The 18,093-nt window shown below is 39.7% G+C and carries 15 protein-coding genes and 1 tRNA gene; 9 read left to right on the plus strand and 7 right to left on the minus strand.

The window, feature by feature from the left end; translation table 11 throughout:
- Both E7480_07385 and E7480_07390 read left to right on the plus strand, forming a co-directional pair.
- The coding region (locus E7480_07385; protein ID MBE6904414.1) for a homocysteine methyltransferase at window positions 1-337 on the plus strand (337 nt) is incomplete at its 5' end.
- 311 nt (window positions 338-648) lie between these two features.
- Window positions 649-1,002, plus strand: a complete 354-nt coding sequence (locus E7480_07390; GenBank protein ID MBE6904415.1) for a hypothetical protein — start codon at window positions 649-651, stop codon at window positions 1,000-1,002.
- Window positions 1,003-1,208: 206 nt separating this feature from the next.
- On the opposite strand, the gene E7480_07395 is transcribed toward E7480_07390, so the two are convergent.
- The 3 genes from E7480_07395 to E7480_07405 form a co-directional block, all read right to left on the minus strand.
- Window positions 1,209-1,463 (minus strand): hypothetical protein, encoded by a 255-nt coding sequence (locus E7480_07395; protein ID MBE6904416.1) that lies wholly within the window; start codon window positions 1,461-1,463, stop codon window positions 1,209-1,211.
- Window positions 1,464-1,473: 10 nt separating this feature from the next.
- Complete coding sequence (locus E7480_07400; GenBank protein MBE6904417.1) at window positions 1,474-2,862, minus strand: ATP-binding protein; 1,389 nt, start codon at window positions 2,860-2,862, stop codon at window positions 1,474-1,476.
- 294 nt (window positions 2,863-3,156) lie between these two features.
- Entirely contained in the window at window positions 3,157-6,159 is a 3,003-nt protein-coding gene (locus E7480_07405) for an ABC transporter ATP-binding protein/permease (GenBank protein ID MBE6904418.1), read from the minus strand.
- 258 nt (window positions 6,160-6,417) lie between these two features.
- On the opposite strand from E7480_07405, the gene E7480_07410 reads away from it, so the two are divergent.
- Window positions 6,418-6,493, plus strand: a tRNA-Lys gene (locus E7480_07410).
- Window positions 6,494-6,844: 351 nt separating this feature from the next.
- Here the strand turns inward: E7480_07410 and E7480_07415 are convergent.
- On the minus strand, window positions 6,845-7,087 hold the full coding sequence (locus tag E7480_07415) for a helix-turn-helix transcriptional regulator (GenBank protein ID MBE6904419.1): 243 nt from the start codon (window positions 7,085-7,087) through the stop codon (window positions 6,845-6,847).
- 171 nt (window positions 7,088-7,258) lie between these two features.
- The gene (locus E7480_07420; GenBank protein ID MBE6904420.1) at window positions 7,259-8,287 is read right to left on the minus strand and encodes a DUF1016 domain-containing protein; all 1,029 of its coding nucleotides are present in this window, start codon (window positions 8,285-8,287) and stop codon (window positions 7,259-7,261) included.
- A gap of 117 nt (window positions 8,288-8,404) precedes the next feature.
- Here E7480_07420 and E7480_07425 point away from each other — a divergent pair, with 117 nt between their 5' ends.
- The 6 genes from E7480_07425 to E7480_07450 all read left to right on the plus strand — a co-directional run bounded on the left by E7480_07425 (window position 8,405) and on the right by E7480_07450 (window position 16,678).
- Window positions 8,405-8,719, plus strand: coding sequence for a hypothetical protein (locus E7480_07425; protein MBE6904421.1), 315 nt, complete (start codon window positions 8,405-8,407; stop codon window positions 8,717-8,719).
- Window positions 8,720-8,777: 58 nt separating this feature from the next.
- A complete protein-coding gene (locus E7480_07430) occupies window positions 8,778-9,665 on the plus strand; it encodes a hypothetical protein (GenBank protein ID MBE6904422.1) in 888 nt (295 codons plus the stop codon).
- 112 nt (window positions 9,666-9,777) lie between these two features.
- Entirely contained in the window at window positions 9,778-10,887 is a 1,110-nt protein-coding gene (locus E7480_07435; GenBank protein ID MBE6904423.1) for a hypothetical protein, read from the plus strand.
- A gap of 49 nt (window positions 10,888-10,936) precedes the next feature.
- The gene (locus E7480_07440) at window positions 10,937-14,440 is read left to right on the plus strand and encodes a hypothetical protein (protein MBE6904424.1); all 3,504 of its coding nucleotides are present in this window, start codon (window positions 10,937-10,939) and stop codon (window positions 14,438-14,440) included.
- Window positions 14,441-14,669: 229 nt separating this feature from the next.
- Entirely contained in the window at window positions 14,670-15,701 is a 1,032-nt protein-coding gene (locus E7480_07445; GenBank protein MBE6904425.1) for an AI-2E family transporter, read from the plus strand.
- Window positions 15,702-15,742: 41 nt separating this feature from the next.
- The gene (locus E7480_07450) at window positions 15,743-16,678 is read left to right on the plus strand and encodes a DnaD domain protein (GenBank protein MBE6904426.1); all 936 of its coding nucleotides are present in this window, start codon (window positions 15,743-15,745) and stop codon (window positions 16,676-16,678) included.
- Here E7480_07450 and E7480_07455 read toward each other — a convergent pair.
- On the minus strand, window positions 16,675-17,412 hold the full coding sequence (locus tag E7480_07455; protein ID MBE6904427.1) for an SDR family oxidoreductase: 738 nt from the start codon (window positions 17,410-17,412) through the stop codon (window positions 16,675-16,677). The two genes, E7480_07450 and E7480_07455, sit on opposite strands and share 4 nt — an antisense overlap.
- A 162-nt stretch (window positions 17,413-17,574) precedes the next feature.
- The gene (locus tag E7480_07460) at window positions 17,575-17,937 is read right to left on the minus strand and encodes a four helix bundle protein (GenBank protein ID MBE6904428.1); all 363 of its coding nucleotides are present in this window, start codon (window positions 17,935-17,937) and stop codon (window positions 17,575-17,577) included.
- Between the last annotated feature and the right edge of the window lie 156 nt (window positions 17,938-18,093).

Consider the following 18,093-nt stretch of genomic DNA (forward strand, 5'->3'; position numbering starts at 1 on the left):
TCACGACATCGGAAAAAACATTGTCAAGCTGCTGCTCGAAAACTACGGTTTTAACGTTGTGGACTTAGGCAAAGACGTACCGCCGCAGGTGATTGCCGACAAGGTTGTCGAGCTTCACGCTCCCGTAGTGGGCTTAAGCGCTCTTATGACCACCACAGTTGTCCAGATGCAGGAAACCATAAAACAGCTTCGGCTCAAGGCACCCTGGTGCAAAATTATTGTGGGCGGCGCCGTGCTCACGCAGGAGTACGCCGACAAAATCGGCGCTGACAAGTACGCCAAGGACGCTATGGAAGGCGTGCGCTACGCGCAGGAAATCATAAACGCGATTAGTTAAAAAAGCGAGGGGAATTCCCCTCGCTTTTTGCTATGTATAAAACCGCCTAAAAACCCGTTTTTGACACCCTTGTGTTCAATAGAGCAAACCAGTGAAAAATCAAGTGTTTATGCGGGTTTCAGGCGGTTTGCCCTATTATAACACAAGCCTCAATTCTTCTCACAATATCTGTCGCCTTGTATATACATTTCTCCTTAAATTACAAATTGTGTTGTCAGTATTTGTGATTAAAAGGGATTTGTACTGCAATAATTTACTTTTGAAATGAAATGTGATATAATAAATAAGAATTTTCTCTAGGAGGTTATTTTATGGCAGACCCGATCATAGAAAAATTAGAAAATTTCGACACATTTAGAGTAGACGCTTATTGCGAGGGTTATCCTGATGTGCTTTTTGAAATCATTTTGGATGCGCCGCCGACGCAAGAACAAATTGTAACCGCTGTCGACGCATTAGAGCAATTTGTCACCAAATATAACAAACGCCATTTTTTGAAATCTATTCACTATGTTTCCGATATTGATAGTTTACCGGAAGGTGACCACCCAAGAGGAATATACATACATGTTGATTTTGGCAACTGCTCGCCTTCTGCCCTAATTGCAGCAGTTGAAGCTATAGAAAAAACAAAGCTGCCCATTTTTAGAGTTGCTTTATTATAAAAAATACACTTATCTAAACCACAAAAGCGAGGTGAATTTCACCTCGCTTTTGCTATGTATCGGCCAAAATTTGCTTCCAAATCATTGCTTTGGTGTTGAAAAAGCATTTTATTTACTTTTTCCAGTAACTATGACCATTATATACAAAGGGGCTTTGAGGCAAAAAATACTATCGTTCTTTTTCAAAAACGATAGTATTTTTTATTTTATTCAGTTCTCAGTGCTACTACGGGGTCTTTTTTAGCGGCGCTTGAGGATGGGATTATTCCCGAGAAGAGTGTCAGCGCTACGCTTATAATTACAAGAATAATTGCCGCAGGGAGAGGAAGAACTGCGCTTAGATTTCCTATTCCCGTTACAGCGTGTAAAATAATGTTTATGGGAATACATAACAGATAGGTTACAATAACGCCCAAAGCACCCGAGGAAAAGCCGATGATTACGGTTTCTGCATTAAACATACTGGAAACGTTACGCTTTTAATATATCCTCATAGGTAACGAGCGTTACGTTACCCATCTCATTTGCTCTGTCGATACAGCCTTTGGTAAAGCCTGTTTTTGCAAAGAGATAAAAATGCGTTTTCTTGTAACTAAACAAGGTGCTACGCTCCACAAGGGTTTCAAGCACACCGAGGTCAACCTTTTCGTTTGTCCATTTGCACTCGGCAAAAAGGGCGGTATCCTTGTCCGTTCCCATAATGTCAATTTCTTCTTGGGATTTGGTCTTGGGGTTTGCTCCCCACCAACGACCAATATCGGTAAAGCTCACGGCACATTTACCCTCAAGAAGAAGCTTCCAAAGATACTGCTTACAAATATCCTCAAAAACGCTACCCATATAAGAGGAAAGCTCGGGAGCTATACGGCTATACGCCAAGTCGATAGCACCTCTTGAAATAACCGAAGTGTTTTCCGGCACGAAACGATACCAAAAACGGAACATATTATCCTCGATAGAGTAAATCGTCTTGCGAGTGGAAATTTCACCGTAAGGCGATTCTTTTTTTACAATGCCGAGTGTAATCAGATTTTTAATGTAGGTAGCACACACACTTGTATCTTCATCAATCTTATTAGAGATTTCGTTCATTTTGGTTGAGCCGGTGGCAATAGCGGTAATAACCGCATTGTAAATTGCAGGCTCACGCACCTCTTGCTTTAAGAGGTTGCCCGGTTCTTCAAAAATAGAAGAAGCGGGATTTAAGTGAGTGTTTTTAATGTTTTCTTCGATAGAAAGATTATCGTTAAGCTGCATCAGATATTGGGGAGTTCCGCCTACAATACCGTATGCCAATGCCTTATCTTCACCCGACAGTTTATTAAAATAACGGCAAGCTTCAAAGAACTCAAAAGGCTTAATTTTGAACTGCGCCGTCCTTCTTCCGTAAAGGGGAGCCTTATATGCCAAAACGTGATCTTCCATATAGGACATAGAGCTGCCGCAAAGAATTAAGAACAGCTTTGAGGTGTCCTTATTTTTATCAATCAAAAGCTGAAGCGTGGAAGCAAGGCTCTTAGATGCACGGGCAACGTAAGGGTACTCGTCAATTACAAGCACAATTCTTTTGGTCTTGGCAAGCTCAAAAACGTGTTCAAGAGCCATCTGAAAGTTATTAAAGGAAGCTCCCGCCCAAAGCCCCGTATTATATTCCATAATACTTCTTGAAAGGTTATCAAGATTTTGCTTTGCGTTGGTTTCAACGCCGGTAAAGAAAATGGTATCCTTGCCCTTTACAAATTCGTTGATAAGTGCAGTCTTACCGACACGGCGGCGACCGTAAATAACGGCGAACTCAAATTTATCGGAATTATAGAGCCGGTTTAATGAATTAAGCTCATTTTCTCTTCCTATGAACATAGGTGTACCTCCCTATAGAAAATTCGTGATTTACGATTTACTTAATTATACTTCACGACGAAACAATAGTCAATAGCTTTTTGAAAATTTACTTAATTATGATTTACTAAATTTTAAAACACGATTGTCGAGGTTATAGGCTTTGGATTTTGATAACTGCCCCCACAAGCTTAAAACAAAAATATAGGAAAAGAGAAAAAACTCCTTTCCTATATCAGTTTTAAAAATCAGCTTCAACCTATTTGCTTTTTCCTTTTCTGCGGTCTGTGCCTTTTTCGACAGCCTTAGCTTTGATTATTCAGTTCTCAGTGCTACTACGGGGTCTTTTTTAGCAGCGCTTGAGGATGGGATTATTCCCGAGAAGAGTGTCAGAGCTACGCTTATAATTACAAGAATAATTGCCGCAGGGAGAGGAAGAATCGCGCTTAGATTTCCTATTCCCGTTACAGCGTGTAAAATAATGTTTATGGGAATACATAACAGATAGGTTACAATAACGCCCAAAGCACCCGAGGAGAAGCCGATGATTACGGTTTCTGCATTAAACATACTGGAAACGTTGCGCTTTGAAGCGCCGATTGCTCTGAGTATACCGATTTCCTTTGTTCTTTCCTGTACCGATATAAGCGTGATAACGCCTATCATAATGGAAGAAACTATAAGAGATACTGCAACAAAAGCAATTAAAACGTAGGTTATAGCGTTTATTATGGTAGTTATTGAGGACATCATAATTCCCACGTAGTCGGTGTAGTTTATTTTTGAAAGCTCATCGACGTTTTTGTTGTAGTCGGAAATTATGTCCTTAACGGTGTCCTTTTCTTCAAAGGATGAGGAATAAAGGCTTATTGTTGAGGGAGTGTCTAAATTTACATAGCCTAAAGCCTCTAAGTTTTTGTCGTAGGTGGACTCTGAGAATACAAGAATTTCGTCATAATACTGAGCGCATTGTTCAGCAGTATAGGAAGCAAGCTGAGTATCAAGCATCATACTGAGCTGTGCAGCGGGCATAGCGCCCATCTGCGCTGAAACCTGCTGTGCATATGCCTTCTTTACGCTTTCTTCTATTGACTGAGCAAAAACTTTTTTCAAATCCTCGTCACTCATAGAAGCAATATAGCTTTCAACCTTGTCTCCGCTCATTCCCATCTCCTGTAAGATGTTCTGAGTCATCAGCTTTTCCATATCCTCACGGGTCATAGCGCCTAAGGACTGAGAAACTGCATTATCAACATATTCCTTGGGAGGAATACTCATAATTTTAATATATGCCGCTGCCTTTTCAGCCTCGGAAAGAGAAGCTATATGCTTTTTAAATTCGGTTTCCTTTTCAGCAACTGAAAGCTTACCTGTATTCTCTTTAAAGGGAAGACCTGTAAAGATATCCTTTGAGGGAGAAGCAAGCTGAGCCTCTATTGCGGGGGATTTTTTGCCGTTTTCAATAACGTATTCGGTGAGCTTATGGGTATATGCAATAGAGCCTGAAAGCATTGTAGAGGAAGCGTCCTCGTTGGGACGGATTATGCCCGAAACCTTAAGAGTAAGTCCGTTGTCGTAAAGATACTTAAGACCTGTAGCGGTTTCCCTTAAATCTGTATAAAGTCCTGTTTCTTCATTTAAAGAATAGCAATCGGAATTGAGAATTGTTTTAAATTCTCTGTTTCTTATTTCCTCGTAGGTCCATTTGCTCTTTTCGGCTTTGATTTCCTCTTTGTTTAAAGCCGCATTCATAACAGAGCTTATCTCTTCTTTTGTTTTAAGACCTAAAGCGTAAAGCGCCATATCGTCAATCTCGTTGTTTTTGTCTACAACAAGAACAATTTCATTGTATTCGTCGGGCCATTCGCCGTCAATAAGCTCGTATTGCTTTTTGAGTACGGGGTTGATAAGCTCGCCGTTGTTTCCCGCAAGCATCTCCTGCCACATAATCATAGAGCTGCCCATAGACATAAAGCCTGAGGAGGAACCCATTCCCGACTCCTCACTCATTCCCATCATAGCAGATAAATCCATTTTGAGATTTTCCAAAAGAAGCTCTTGCATAAGCTTTTCGGAATCTGAGTGGATAATAGCGCCGTCAATGTCCTGAGTATAAACAAGTAAATCGAAATTATATGAATACTGAATGCCGTTTAAAACCTGACTGAGCTGACTGCCCTCTTTCTTTCGCTCCTCTTCAAGAAAGGCTTTGAAGGCGTGCAAGTCGTTTTTGGTTGCTTCTAAGGAGTTAAGAGCATTTACCATATCGTAAATTGCGGATTTTTGGTATATGGCGTCCTTTTCGTGCTCCTGGGAAGATGCGGCGGCACCTATAAAGGCTTGCATAACGGTAGCCAAATCCATATTCTGCGATTCTAAAAGCAACGGATATGAGGAAAGCGTTTCTTCCTGTACTGTGTCAATATATGTTGTTGTACCGTTGGAAACGGCAACAATCAAGGCTATACCTATAATACCTATGCTTCCTGCAAAGGAGGTGAGAATTGTACGTCCCTTTTTAGTGAAAAGATTTTTTAAAGAAAGCTCAAAGGAGGTAAAAATAGACATTGAGGGCTTCTTTTTAGCCTTTTTCTTTTTAACAGGAGCTTCTTCAGGCTGCTGTGCCTGTAATTCCTCTTGAGTAAGAGGCATTGAATCGTCGGTAATTTTTCCGTCAAGCATACGGATTATACGGGTTGAGTACTTTTCCGCAAGCTCGGGGTTATGAGTTACCATAATTACAAGACGGCTTTTGGAAATTTCCTTTAATATCTCCATTACCTGTACGCTTGTTTCGGTGTCAAGAGCGCCTGTGGGCTCGTCTGCCAGAATAATGTCGGGATTGTTTACAATAGCTCTTGCAATAGCAACTCTCTGCATCTGTCCGCCTGAAAGCTGACTGGGCTTTTTCTTAATCTGAGAGCCTAAGCCAACCTCTTCAAGAGCCTGCTTCGCTCTTTTTCTGCGCTCAGCCTTAGAAACACCCGAAAGAGAAAGCGCAAGCTCAACATTTTGCAAAACGGATTGATGAGGAATAAGGTTATAGCTTTGGAAAACGAAGCCGACAGAATGGTTTCTGTAAGCGTCCCAATCTCTGTCCTTGAAATCCTTTGTGGATTTCCCGTTGATAACCAAATCTCCGCTTGTATATTGGTCAAGACCGCCTACAAGGTTTAAAAGAGTTGTTTTTCCACAGCCCGACTGTCCCAAAATAGATACAAATTCGCTCTCACGAAACTGCAAATCTATTCCTTTAAGGGCGTTTACAACCTCTCCCCCGGTATAATAATCCTTTTTTATTGCTTTAAGCTCTAACATATATTTCAATCCCTTCCAGAATGTATCTAATTATCATATAATATAAATGTTAAAAAACTTTTAAAAAATCAAGAATATTTGAAATTATATTATACCCTTTTTTTTACAGTATGTCCATACAAAAAATAAATTCCACATAATATATATATTATACAAAACGGGAAATAATAAAAAATAAAAAAATATCGAATAAAAAAAGTGTTGACAAAGGAGTTTTTCTTTGCTATACTGTTATGGCAGTTTAAAAAAGACGCATATGAATCATTAGCTCAGTAGGTAGAGCACATGACTTTTAATCATGGTGTCCGGGGTTCGACTCCCCGATGGTTCACCAAAAAAAGAAAGGTTCACAAAGTGGACCTTTCTTTTTTTAACTAAGTGTGCCTTATGGCACGTTAAGCACACCTTCGGTGCGTGAAGTGATGCTTCGCATCGTGAAGTGCCTGCGGGCGTGGGGAGCACACTTAACTTCACTTTGTGCTAAAGCACAATACTTCATTATGCCGTAGGAATAACTTCACTTGGCAAAGCCAAACTTCACAGAGTACAAGCTCATTGATTCTGCTTGTACCGATATTCATGTTATGCTCATCTCTTCTCTCAACACCGCAAAGGAAAAGGACAAATAAAAACAGGGTTAAATCCGTTCTCATAAGAGGGCGTACTCTAATTTGTTAATAGAGAATTATTTGATTTCTTGCTCAAGCGTTTTAAATGTTTCGGTGTTGAAAAAGTCATAAAGGGATATTTCTAAGCCGTCACATAATTTCTTAAGTGTAACAACACCTGCGTTTTTGCTACCGCCGTTAATTATATTCTTTAATGTTGAGGGCGGAACGGCTGAAAGTCTTGCAAGTGCATTTACCGATAATCTTTTTTCCTCACATAGCTCTAATAATCTATTTGCTATGGCTTTTCTTGTATCCATAATATCACTTTTTACACTCCTTTATAATTTAACTTTATATATTTGCTCTTAGTTTTCAATAAGCTTTCGCTTGTTTTTTCTTATGAATATTCATTGAGCTTGTTTTATGGTTGAGGGAAACAAGAGAACAAAATAATCTTATGCTAAACAAAATTCAGTATAAAGCTATTGTTAATTTCTGTCTTTTTTATGATAATCATTCAGCACTGCTTCTACCTGCGCAATAAGATCTTCCTTGTTTGGTATGCAATAAGTGTATTTTGAAGCAAAGATATTGTTTGAAAGTCCGCCTAAAGCATATTCGGCAGCCACGCTATCCTTATCTGTGCAAAGAATAATTCCGATAGGCTTATTATCGTCAGTGTCATTTACTTCCTGCTCGTAATAATTAAGATACATATTAAGTTGTCCAACTGCCTCAGGTAAAAGTTTTATAGTTTTTAATTCAATTAGAACATAGGCGCGAAGAATTTTGTTATAGAAAACCATATCCACATAATAGTGAGTATTATTAAGGGTTACTCTCTGCTGAGTGCCTACAAACATAAATCCTCTGCCGAGCTCGAGTAAAAACTTTTCAATTTGGTTTACCAGTGCTTTTTCAAGATCGCTCTCTAACATAGGTTTATTTTCAGGTAAACCTAAAAACTCAAACACGTAGGGGTCTTTAATTATATCTTTCGGGGTATTGATTTCAATGCCTTTTTGAGCAAGTGAGAAAACAGTCTCTTTATTAGTTTTACCTTCCGAGAGTAATACTCGCTCATACAGAGAAGTTGCAATTTGCCTTTTCAATTCTCTGACAGACCAGTTTGAATTTACACATTCTTTTTCATAAAAACTGCGTTTATCTCCATCGGAAATTGAAAGCAATTCGCAGTAATGTGACCAGCTCAATTTAACAGACGCTGTCTGTTGAATTTGATAATTTTGATAAAATCGCCGCATAAATTGAATGTTGGAAACAGAAAAGCCTTTTCCAAATTCACGTGTTAATACTTTCGATAACTCTTTTAAGGTTTGTTTTCCGTACTCGGCACGTTCGTTATTGCCTTGTTCGTGTTCGACAATGATTTTTCCGATATTCCAATATGCCGTTAAAAGTTCAGAGTTTACCTGCTGAGCAACATTAAACCGTGCAGTTTGTAAAACTTCTTTAATTTCACTAATCATAGTATTAGTATTTACCAATTCACCCATAAAAAATCTCCTTAAAGGACTTTTATAATTTAACTTTATCATATTTGCCCTTAGTTTTCAATAAGCTTTCACTTATTTTTTTCTTATGAATAAAATATATATGAAAGGGTGATGGAAATGAATCCGGGCATATATATTGCGTTAGGTCTGGGAATTGTTGTTGTCGGCGCATTGGTTTTTTTGCTTTTTGTAAATTTCAAGGGTGAAAAAATAACGGAGATACAGCTTTTTGCAACTGTTGACAAAGAAAGCTCCCACTATGCCGAATATATAATAAAAGAGCTTATATATAATTCAAAAATGCTTTACAGTAAAGGAATACAGGCGCAGATATACATAATTTGCGACGGGCAGGACAGCGAAACTTTTGAAATGGTGAACATTCTGAAGGAAAGAGAGCAAAATCTTCATATTATAAAAAAGAGCTTGTAATTATCGGCTGAAAATAATATAATATTTTATATAAATCAAACCAAAAGAGGACGAAAAAATGAAACGAAATCTTGCGATAGTGCTGATTATAGTGATTTCGGTTGCTTTTGCACTTCCCTGTTTTGCGACAGATGAGGTTGTTATTACAACAACCGCCGAAAGAAGTGAGCTGAGAGAGGGCGAAAGGGTTACTGTTGTCTGCGGAATAAAAAGCCCTGTAGGTATGGGCGGCTTTCAGTTTGATGTGTATTTTGACAACACCCGTCTTAAACTTGTAAACGTTACAGCCAACAAAGCTTCAAGTGACAAAGGCTCTCTTGATATCGGTCATGCAGAGGATTATACAACCATTAACCGTAACGGCTATGTCAGACTGATTTATATATACGGCGGCTCAGGTGCGATGCTTAAAAAGGATGACCTTTTAGTTATGGAGTTTGAGGTTTTGGATAACTGCAGCTCGGGTACTGCATATATAACTCCTGAAAATATTACCGTAGGCGATAAAAATGCCGATAGAATGAATGCTTCCGCAAGCTCGGCAACTATTAAAATAATCGGCACAGCAGACCATTTTCCCAGTGCTGAAGCTACTTGTACACAGGCGCAAAGCTGTACTGTCTGCGGAATAGTGCTTAAGAACGCTCTCGGTCATAATTACAACGAGGAATTTACCGTTGATAAAGAAGCAACGCACACTGAGGAGGGAAGCAAATTCCGCCATTGTTCTGCTTGCGGTGACAAAACAGAAATTACAGTAATTCCCGTTATCAAATGCGATATTGATAATGACGGCGAAACAGACATCAAAGAGCTTGTTAAGCTAAGCGAAATTTTAACGAGAAAAAATAAAACAGATGAAGCTGAAAAAGCTATTTTTGATATGAACGATGACGGAATTATTGATATCAGAGATTTATTGACACTTAAAGACAAGGTAAAATAAGAGCTAAAATCCGAGATTTACTTTAAATGTAAGTCTTGGATTTTTTATCTTTTAAAAAAAACACTTGTTTTTATTGAAAATTTATAATATAATAAAATCGTATTTTTGTAATATGAGATTTTATACCCTATATATAATGAAAAGAGGACGAAAAATGAAAAAGCTTTTTGCGCTGTTTTTGACATTTGTCATTATGGCGGCATTTGCAGTACCTTGTTTTGCGGCAGATGAAGTTGTTAAAATTACAACAACAGCCGAAAAAACTCAGCTTAAAGAGGGTGATAAGGTAACAGTTACCTGCGGAATAAAAAGCCCTGTAGGTATGGGCGGCTTTCAGTTTGATGTAAGCTTTGACAATTCCCGACTTAAGCTTGTAAAGGCTACTGCCAACAAATCTTCAAACGACAAGGGCTCTCTTGATATCGGCCATGCGGACGATTATGTAACTCTTAACAAAAACGGTTACATCAGAATAATTTACATATACGGCGGCACAGGCGCTATGCTTAAAAAGGACAATCTTTTGGTTATGGAGTTTGAGGTTCTGGATAAGTGCAAGTCAGGTACTGCAATTATCAATCCCCGAAACATTACTGTAGGCGATAAAAGCGCTAAGGAAATGACAACCTCCAAAAACTCTGCCGCTATTCAGATTACAGGAACATTGACAGAAACATCTTCAAGCTCAAACGTTTCTTCTGATAATTCAAGCTCAAATATCTCTTCAAGCACCACAAGCTCAGACGTTTCTTCTGATGCTGCAAGCTCAGGTACATCCTCTGATGCTACAGACTCACAGCCCACATCTCAGCCTGCAAGCTCACAGCCTGATTCAACAAGCACCCCTACAGCCTCTGCTCCTGCTGTAAAAACAGGCGGAAAGGGACTTGCACAGCTTATTATTGAGGGTATAGATTTTGAATTTAAGTCTGACAAGACAGATTATGAAATAACAACCGACAAAACAAGCCTTGAAATTACAGGAATACCTGTAGACGAAGATGCATCTGTTATAATTGAAGGTGCTGACAATCTCAAGGACGGTAAAAACAAGATTACTATTACTGTTACAGACAGTAACGGCAAAACAAAGCAATACAATATTACAGCAAATAAAAATGTCAATACAATGCTTCCTATTATAATAATAGCAGCTGTAGCTGCAGCAGTGATTGTTGCTGTAGCTGTAGTATTGATAATAATTAAGAAAAAAAGAAAATAAATTGTATTTAAAAAACAATTTATATATAAAAATTTTTAGGAGGATTATTATGACTAAGACAACAAGTAAAAGACTGCTTTCCCTTGTTCTTGTAGTGATGATGGTTGTTTCCTTTACTCCCAATGCTTATATGGTCGGAAACACTGAGCATCAGCACACAGAGGAAAACGCTCTCGTTGAGACTGAGCTTGTAAAAGAGGTAAAGTCTCAGATGGATACAATCCTTAACAAATATTTAGGCACAACAGTTATGTCTGAAGAAGATGTTGCGGATGCTGTATGGAGTATGGATGAAGAAGATATGATTTCTTCATGGGATGAGGCTTCGGCTGTTGCAGAGATGACAGAAGCTATGACAGAGGATGAGGCTTATCTGACAAAGCTTTATGAAGGCTTTGAAACCTTTGGCTATTTCTATGCTACCTTAAACGAAATTTTCAATCCTTCCGATATAGCTTTCTTTGCGGCTACCGGTAATCATACCCCTGTTGAAGGCGTTACAGTAAGCGTCAGCGGCGCTACGGACAACAGTATGTCAAACGGTGCAGTTACCGTTACAGCAAAAGGCTCGGCAGGTGTATTTGGTATTGGTGCGTCCGCAAAGACAGCAACAATTACTATTTACAATGATTCCGAGGCTACTGCTACCCTTTCTTTTGATTGGACAGCTACATCAGTTAACCAGTTAAAGATTGACGGAACAGTATACTCTACTACTTCCAGTAGCTTCAGCAAGGTGTTAGATGGCGGCGCAAGCTTTACAATTACTATTACTACTGCTAAGAACTCTACTGTTAACAAGCTTGTTATGAGCAACTTTGCCCTTGTTGCATCTAAGGACGAGTCAAATGTTACATTTGTATATGACAGCACCTTGGGCAGTGTTACCGTAGGCGGCAGCGCAGTTAATAACGGAGATGCTGTTACTATTTCCAAGGACGGTACAACTGTAACTGCTACAGCTGCAAGCGGTACAGTTTTCCTTGGCTGGATAAATGCTGACAATAAGATTATTGATAAAGCTGCAAGCTTTACCCTTAAGCCTGCAGACGATATGAGTATAAAAGCTGTTTTTGCTAAGACTGTTGCTTGGTTTTTGGTAAACGGCGATTGTCTGTATGATGACCTTACTGCAGCTGTAACTGCTGCTCAGAGCGCTGCAAACAAAACAATTGTTTTAGCAAATAACGGTACACTTGCAGCAGGTAATTATACTATCCCTGCAGGTATAACCTTGCTGATTCCCTTTGATGCAAATAATACTTTATATACAACTGAACCCGGAACAACTAATGACAGCACCCACGTTATGCCCACAATTTACCGCACATTGACTATGGCAAGCGGTGCAAATATTACAGTAAACGGTGCTATCAGCCTTTCTGCTGTTCAGAATGCAGGTGCCGGTATTTCTGCTCCTCGCGGACCTGTAAGCCTTGTTAAAATGGAAGAAAACAGCACCATTACAGTAAACAGCGGTGCAAATCTTTACGTATGGGGATTTATTATGGGCTCAGGCTCAATTACCGTTAAAAGCGGCGGTACCGTTTATGAGTGCTTCCAGGTAACCAACTGGCGCGGCGGCACCAACGTTTCCGGCATGGTAGGCAATAAGCAGCAAGTATTCCCTATGAACCAGTACCATATACAAAACGTTGAGGTTCCTATGACCTTAGAGGCAGGCGCTGTTGAAAACGGATATATGTCTGTTCAAATCACGCTTGTAGGTATTCAGGGCTCTGCTGTTCCCTTTGTTGGAGCTAACGGTATGTTCAATATCCTTTCAGGCTCTATTACAAAGGATTATGATGAAATGACCGACCGTCTTGTTATCACCATCAACGGCGAAATTGGCATGCAACCCCTTTCTATCTCTATGAAATTGGGCGTTTTGGATACTAAAACTATCAATTCCAAGGATTATGACCTTCCCGTAACAAATAACCTATCTGTTATTATTAAGGATGGCGGTAAGGTTACCATTACTCAGGATATTGCTATTCTTCCCGGCGCAGAAATGATTGTAGAAAAAGGCGGACAGTGCATCCTCGGCAACGGCTACAACATTTATATTTACGATGCTGACGAGTGGGATTTAGGTTACTTCGCGGGCGGTAATGTTTACGGAACTACAGGAGAAGCCGCTAAGGTTACTCACGTTAAATATGCTCCCGGTAAGCCCGCAAGCGTTCCGTGGCATACTGCGGATGCTGATGCGCATATTCACGTTGCAGGTACAATTGATGCCTCACAGGGTAATGTTTATGTAACTGCTTCAGGCGCTAATATTACTGCAGATGACGGCGCAGTTATTAAATTAAAGCATACAGGTACTCAGACTGTAACTTATCAGTCAAATCAGACAGGCTCTGACGGCAAGACAATTGAGTATGTTGAAATTCCCATTAAGCTCGTTTCGCTTATTGAAAACGATACAGGTCTTGCAGGAACCTATGAATATATAGACGGCGCTTGGGTAAAGACCAAATGCGAGCACATTTATAACGAAACCACAACTCCTCCCACCTGCGAGGCTGACGGCTTTAAGACCTTTACCTGTCCTTGCGGTGACAGCTATACACAGGCAAACGGCACAGCAACAGGTCACACCGAGGTTATTGATGCTGCTAAGGCTCCCACCTGTACAGAAACAGGCTTAACTGAAGGTAAGCATTGTTCAGTATGCGGCGAGGTTCTCGTTGCGCAGGAAGTAATTGCCGCAACAGGACATACCCCCGGTGATGAAGCTACCTGTACCACAGCTCAGACCTGTACAGTATGCGGTGACGTATTAGTTGCTGCAAACGGACACACTGAGGTTGTTGACGAGGCTAAGGCTCCTACCTGTACAGAAACAGGCTTAACTGAGGGTAAGCATTGTTCAGTATGCGGCGAGGTTCTCGTTGCTCAAGAAGAAATCGAAGCACTTGGACACACTGAGGTTGTTGACGAGGCTAAGGCTCCCACCTGTACAGAAACAGGCTTAACCGAAGGTAAGCATTGTTCAGTATGCGGCGAGGTTCTCGTTGCTCAAGAAGAAATCGAAGCACTTGGACACACTGAGGTTGTTGACGAGGCTAAGGCTCCCACCTGTACAGAAACAGGCTTAACCGAGGGTAAGCATTGTTCAGTATGCGGCGAGGTTCTCGTTGCACAGGAAACTGTAGAAGCAACAGGACACACCCCCGGCGACGAAGCTACCTGTACCACAGCTCAGACCTGTACAGTATGCGGTGACGTACTTAAAGAAGAGCTTGGACATAGCTACAACGAGGAATTTACTGTTGATAAAGAGGCAACACACACTGAAGAGGGAAGCAAATCTCGCCATTGCTCTGCTTGCGGAGACAAAACAGATGTTACAGTAATTCCCGTTATCGAATGTGATATTGATAATGACGGCGAAACAGGTACTCCGGAGCTTACTAAGTTAAATAACATTTTAACTAAAAAAGACAAAGCTGATGATGCTGAAAAGATACTGTTCGATATGAACGATGACGGAGATATCAATATTATAGATTTATTGCTGCTCAGAGACAAAGTAAGATAAGAAATTAAAAAATCCGAGATTTACTTAATGTAAGTCTCGGATTTTCATTATTATACATAATTTTACCTCGTTACTATTATATCATTTCATCGCTCACTATTCAAGTAAAATGATTGATGAAATGATTGATGAAGAGAGATATCTTAAATATCATTTTAAAAAGCACTTGTTTTTATCTGACAACTATAATATAATGTAGTATAATACATTAAAAATCGGGGGAGTACAGATGTCCTCAGTAAAGCTATGGGCAATAACAATATTGCTTGTTGTAACGGCAGTAATCGGGTATTTGTGTCTGCCTGTTATAACTCCGTTTCTTTTAGGCTTTGTATTTGCCTATGTACTGTATACGCCTACGAAATTTTTAGAAAAGAAGCTTAAAATCAAAAGCTGGCTTGCGGCGATTATAGTTATAGTTTTATGTGTGGTTATTATCGGGCTTCTTGTTTACTTTTTCGTGCCTAAAATCGCAAGTCAGGGCAAGGCTCTTTTAAGCGGAATACCTGAGATAACAAAATCCTTTAACGCTATAATCAACGATATACAAAACCGTCTTATCGAATATGAAATGCCCCCTGAAATTATAGAGGGCGTAAATACGGCGCTTAACGGGATATATAAAATTCTGTCTGATTTGATTATTCAGATAATCAACTATATTTTCGGATTGCTTGGCGAGATTGTAAATATCTTTCTTATTATAGTTATAACAATTTATATGCTTATTGACGGCAAGCGTATTATTGACAGCTTTATGGCTAAGATGCCCGAAAAATATGAGGACAATGCCCGCAAAATATCAGACGAAATAAACGAGCTTATGAAAAATTACGTAAGAGCTCAGTTTGTTATAGCCGCTATAACGGGAGTTTGTACCTTTTTAATTTTGTTTATATTGAGAAGTCCCTATGCGTTGGTTTTGGGAATGCTTGCTTTCCTTTTAAACTTTATCCCTTATTTCGGTGCAACGGTGGTTACGATTATTGCAGGCGCTATTGCTCTTTTTACAGGCGGCTTGCCTGCAGCGGCGGCAACCTGGCTGTTGCTGACAGTTTTCGGACAAATCAAAGGAAATGTTATAAATCCTAAAATACAGTCAAAGGCGGGCGGAGTGCATCCGCTGGCAGTTCTTCTTGCTATTTTAGTATGTAGTCATCATATGGGCGTTATAGGAGTGTTCTTTGCCGTAATAATAGCAGGCTTTATAAAAATTCTTTATAGAAACGCTTTGGAAATGATTGCAGAAATTAAAAGATAAAAAAGACAGGAGAGAGGTCGCCTGTGGGTTGACCGTTAAAAATGGCTCTTATTATTACAGAAAGTGAAAAGGAAGAATATATCCTTATTCCAAAAACAATTGAAAAATATTTGAATACTGCAAAGCATGAGGATTTAAAGGTTATCCTATGGCTTTATGCAAATCAAGGCAAAACCTTTGATACTCAGCAGCTGGCGGAACTTTTAGCTATTGACGAGGATACTTTGGAGAGGTCTGTAAGCTTCTGGATATCCAAAAAGCTGTTGTCCCGCAGAGGTGAAAGACTTATTATAGGCGCATCTCCTCAAAAAACACAGTCATCACCCCATTATACAGGGGAAGCGGTAAACCTTAAGCTTAAGGAAAACTACAAGCTTTTGGAGCTTATAGAAAAAATCTCTGAAAACTTATATACAAAGGTTATGTCGCCCTCTGAGGTGGCTTTGGCTGTATCCTTAAACGATTGGCTCGGCCTTGACCCTGATGTTATATATATGATTTTTGAGTATTGCTTTGAAATCGGAAAAACAAGTCTCAGATATATCGAAAAAACTGCCATATCCTTTTCGGATAAGGGCTTGACGGAAAAGGATATTTTAGAAGCTTATCTTAACGAGCAAAGATACAAGAAAACTCTCGAGTCAAAAATCGTTTCAGCCTTGGGAATCGGCGGCAGAGCGTTGACAGACAGCGAGAAAAAAGCTATGGACAGCTGGGTCGAATGGGGCTTTGATGTGGACATTGTAAAATATGCCTACGAGCTGACAATAGAGAAAACAGGAAAATATTCCATAAGCTATATGTCCTCTATTTTGCGCTCCTGGAACGAAAAAGGCTATAAAACCGTGCAGGATGCAAAAAAAGAACAGCCGCCCGTTAAAAAGACAGCTGTTTCTAAACCTAAAAAAGAAAGAAATATTGATGTGGAGGAAAGCTTTAAAAACTCTTGGAAAATCTTGCACTCGGATAAGGATTAAAGAGTAAAGCCCCCGTCTGCAGTGATAATTTGTCCTGTTATAAAGCTGTCGCCCGAAAGAAAAACGGCAAGCCTTGCAATATCCTTGGGCGTTCCTATTTTTCCTAAAGGCGTGCTTTCAATAATATCGTCTATGTCGCTCTCGGTTAAAAAGGCATTTATATCGGTGTCTATAACGCCGGGAGCGATGCAGTTTACTGCAATTCCTGACGGGCCAAGCTCCTTTGCCAGAGCCTTGGTAAGTCCTATTACCGCCGCCTTTGATGCTGAGTAATGAACCTCGGTGGAGGCGCCTACAACACCCCACATAGAAGAGATGTTTATTATTTTACCGCTTTTGCGATTGAGCATTGAGGGTAAAACCGCCTGAATGGCGTTAAATACACCCTTGACGTTTATGTCAAACATTCTGTCCCAATCCTCATTTGTAATATCGGTGAAAAGCTTGGACTGAGCTATGCCTGCATTATTTATAAGAAGGTCTATGGCGCCTAATTTTTTCTCAGCTTCGGCAATAGCCGCACAAAGCTGCTCTTTGTTGCTCACATCTGCCTTGAAGCCTACAACACTGCAACCTTCTTTTTTTAAGCTGTCAATAAGCTCGTAAGCCTTACTGTCGCTGTTGAGCCAACAAAAGCCGACACTGTGCCCCAGCCTTGCAAACTCTTCAACAAGACAGCGCCCTATTCCCCTGCTTGCACCTGTGATAAAAACTGTCATAAAAAAACACCCCATAATCAGCTAAATTTTAAACTTCGTTTAAAGCTAAATTATTCCGCTTCGCTCCATAGCTAAATAAAATTCGCCTTGTAGCTGACCGAAGGTCAATTTAGCTACAAAGTAATTTAGCGTGCGGAGCACATTTAGCTCGCATAAGCGAATTTAGCTAAACTTAGCTCATTTGATTTCATTATTTCTTTTAACTTTATTTATTGACGAAATCAGCATTCTGCGAATTTGACCGCAATTATTTACGGTGCGTTTGTATTGCTGTTCCTCTATATATCCTGTTCTGCTTAAAATTTCTAACCAGTATTCAGATTCATAACATTCTTTTAATGCGATTTGCATTTTTGAAACAAAATCTGCTGTACTGTGTGCATATTTGGATTCGTGAATATTTGCACCGATTGATGTACCTGAACGCATAAGCTGAGTTGTTAAAGTATATTCTTTTTTATTTTCTTTAATGTGGTTACACAGGTTTACAATTTCAACTGCAAAGTCCTTTGCGTTATCAAGCATTATGCTTTCTGCCATTTTTTCACACCCGATGTTTTAGTTAAATTAAATTCGCCTTGTAGCTGACCGAAGGTCAATTTAGCTACAAAGTAATTTAGCGTGCGGAGCACATTTAGCTCGCATAAGCGAATTTAGCTAAACTTAGCTCATTTGATTTCATTATTTCTTTTAACT

The organism is Oscillospiraceae bacterium (assembly GCA_015067255.1).
In the GTDB taxonomy this organism is placed as follows: Bacteria; Bacillota; Clostridia; order Oscillospirales; family SIG519; genus SIG519.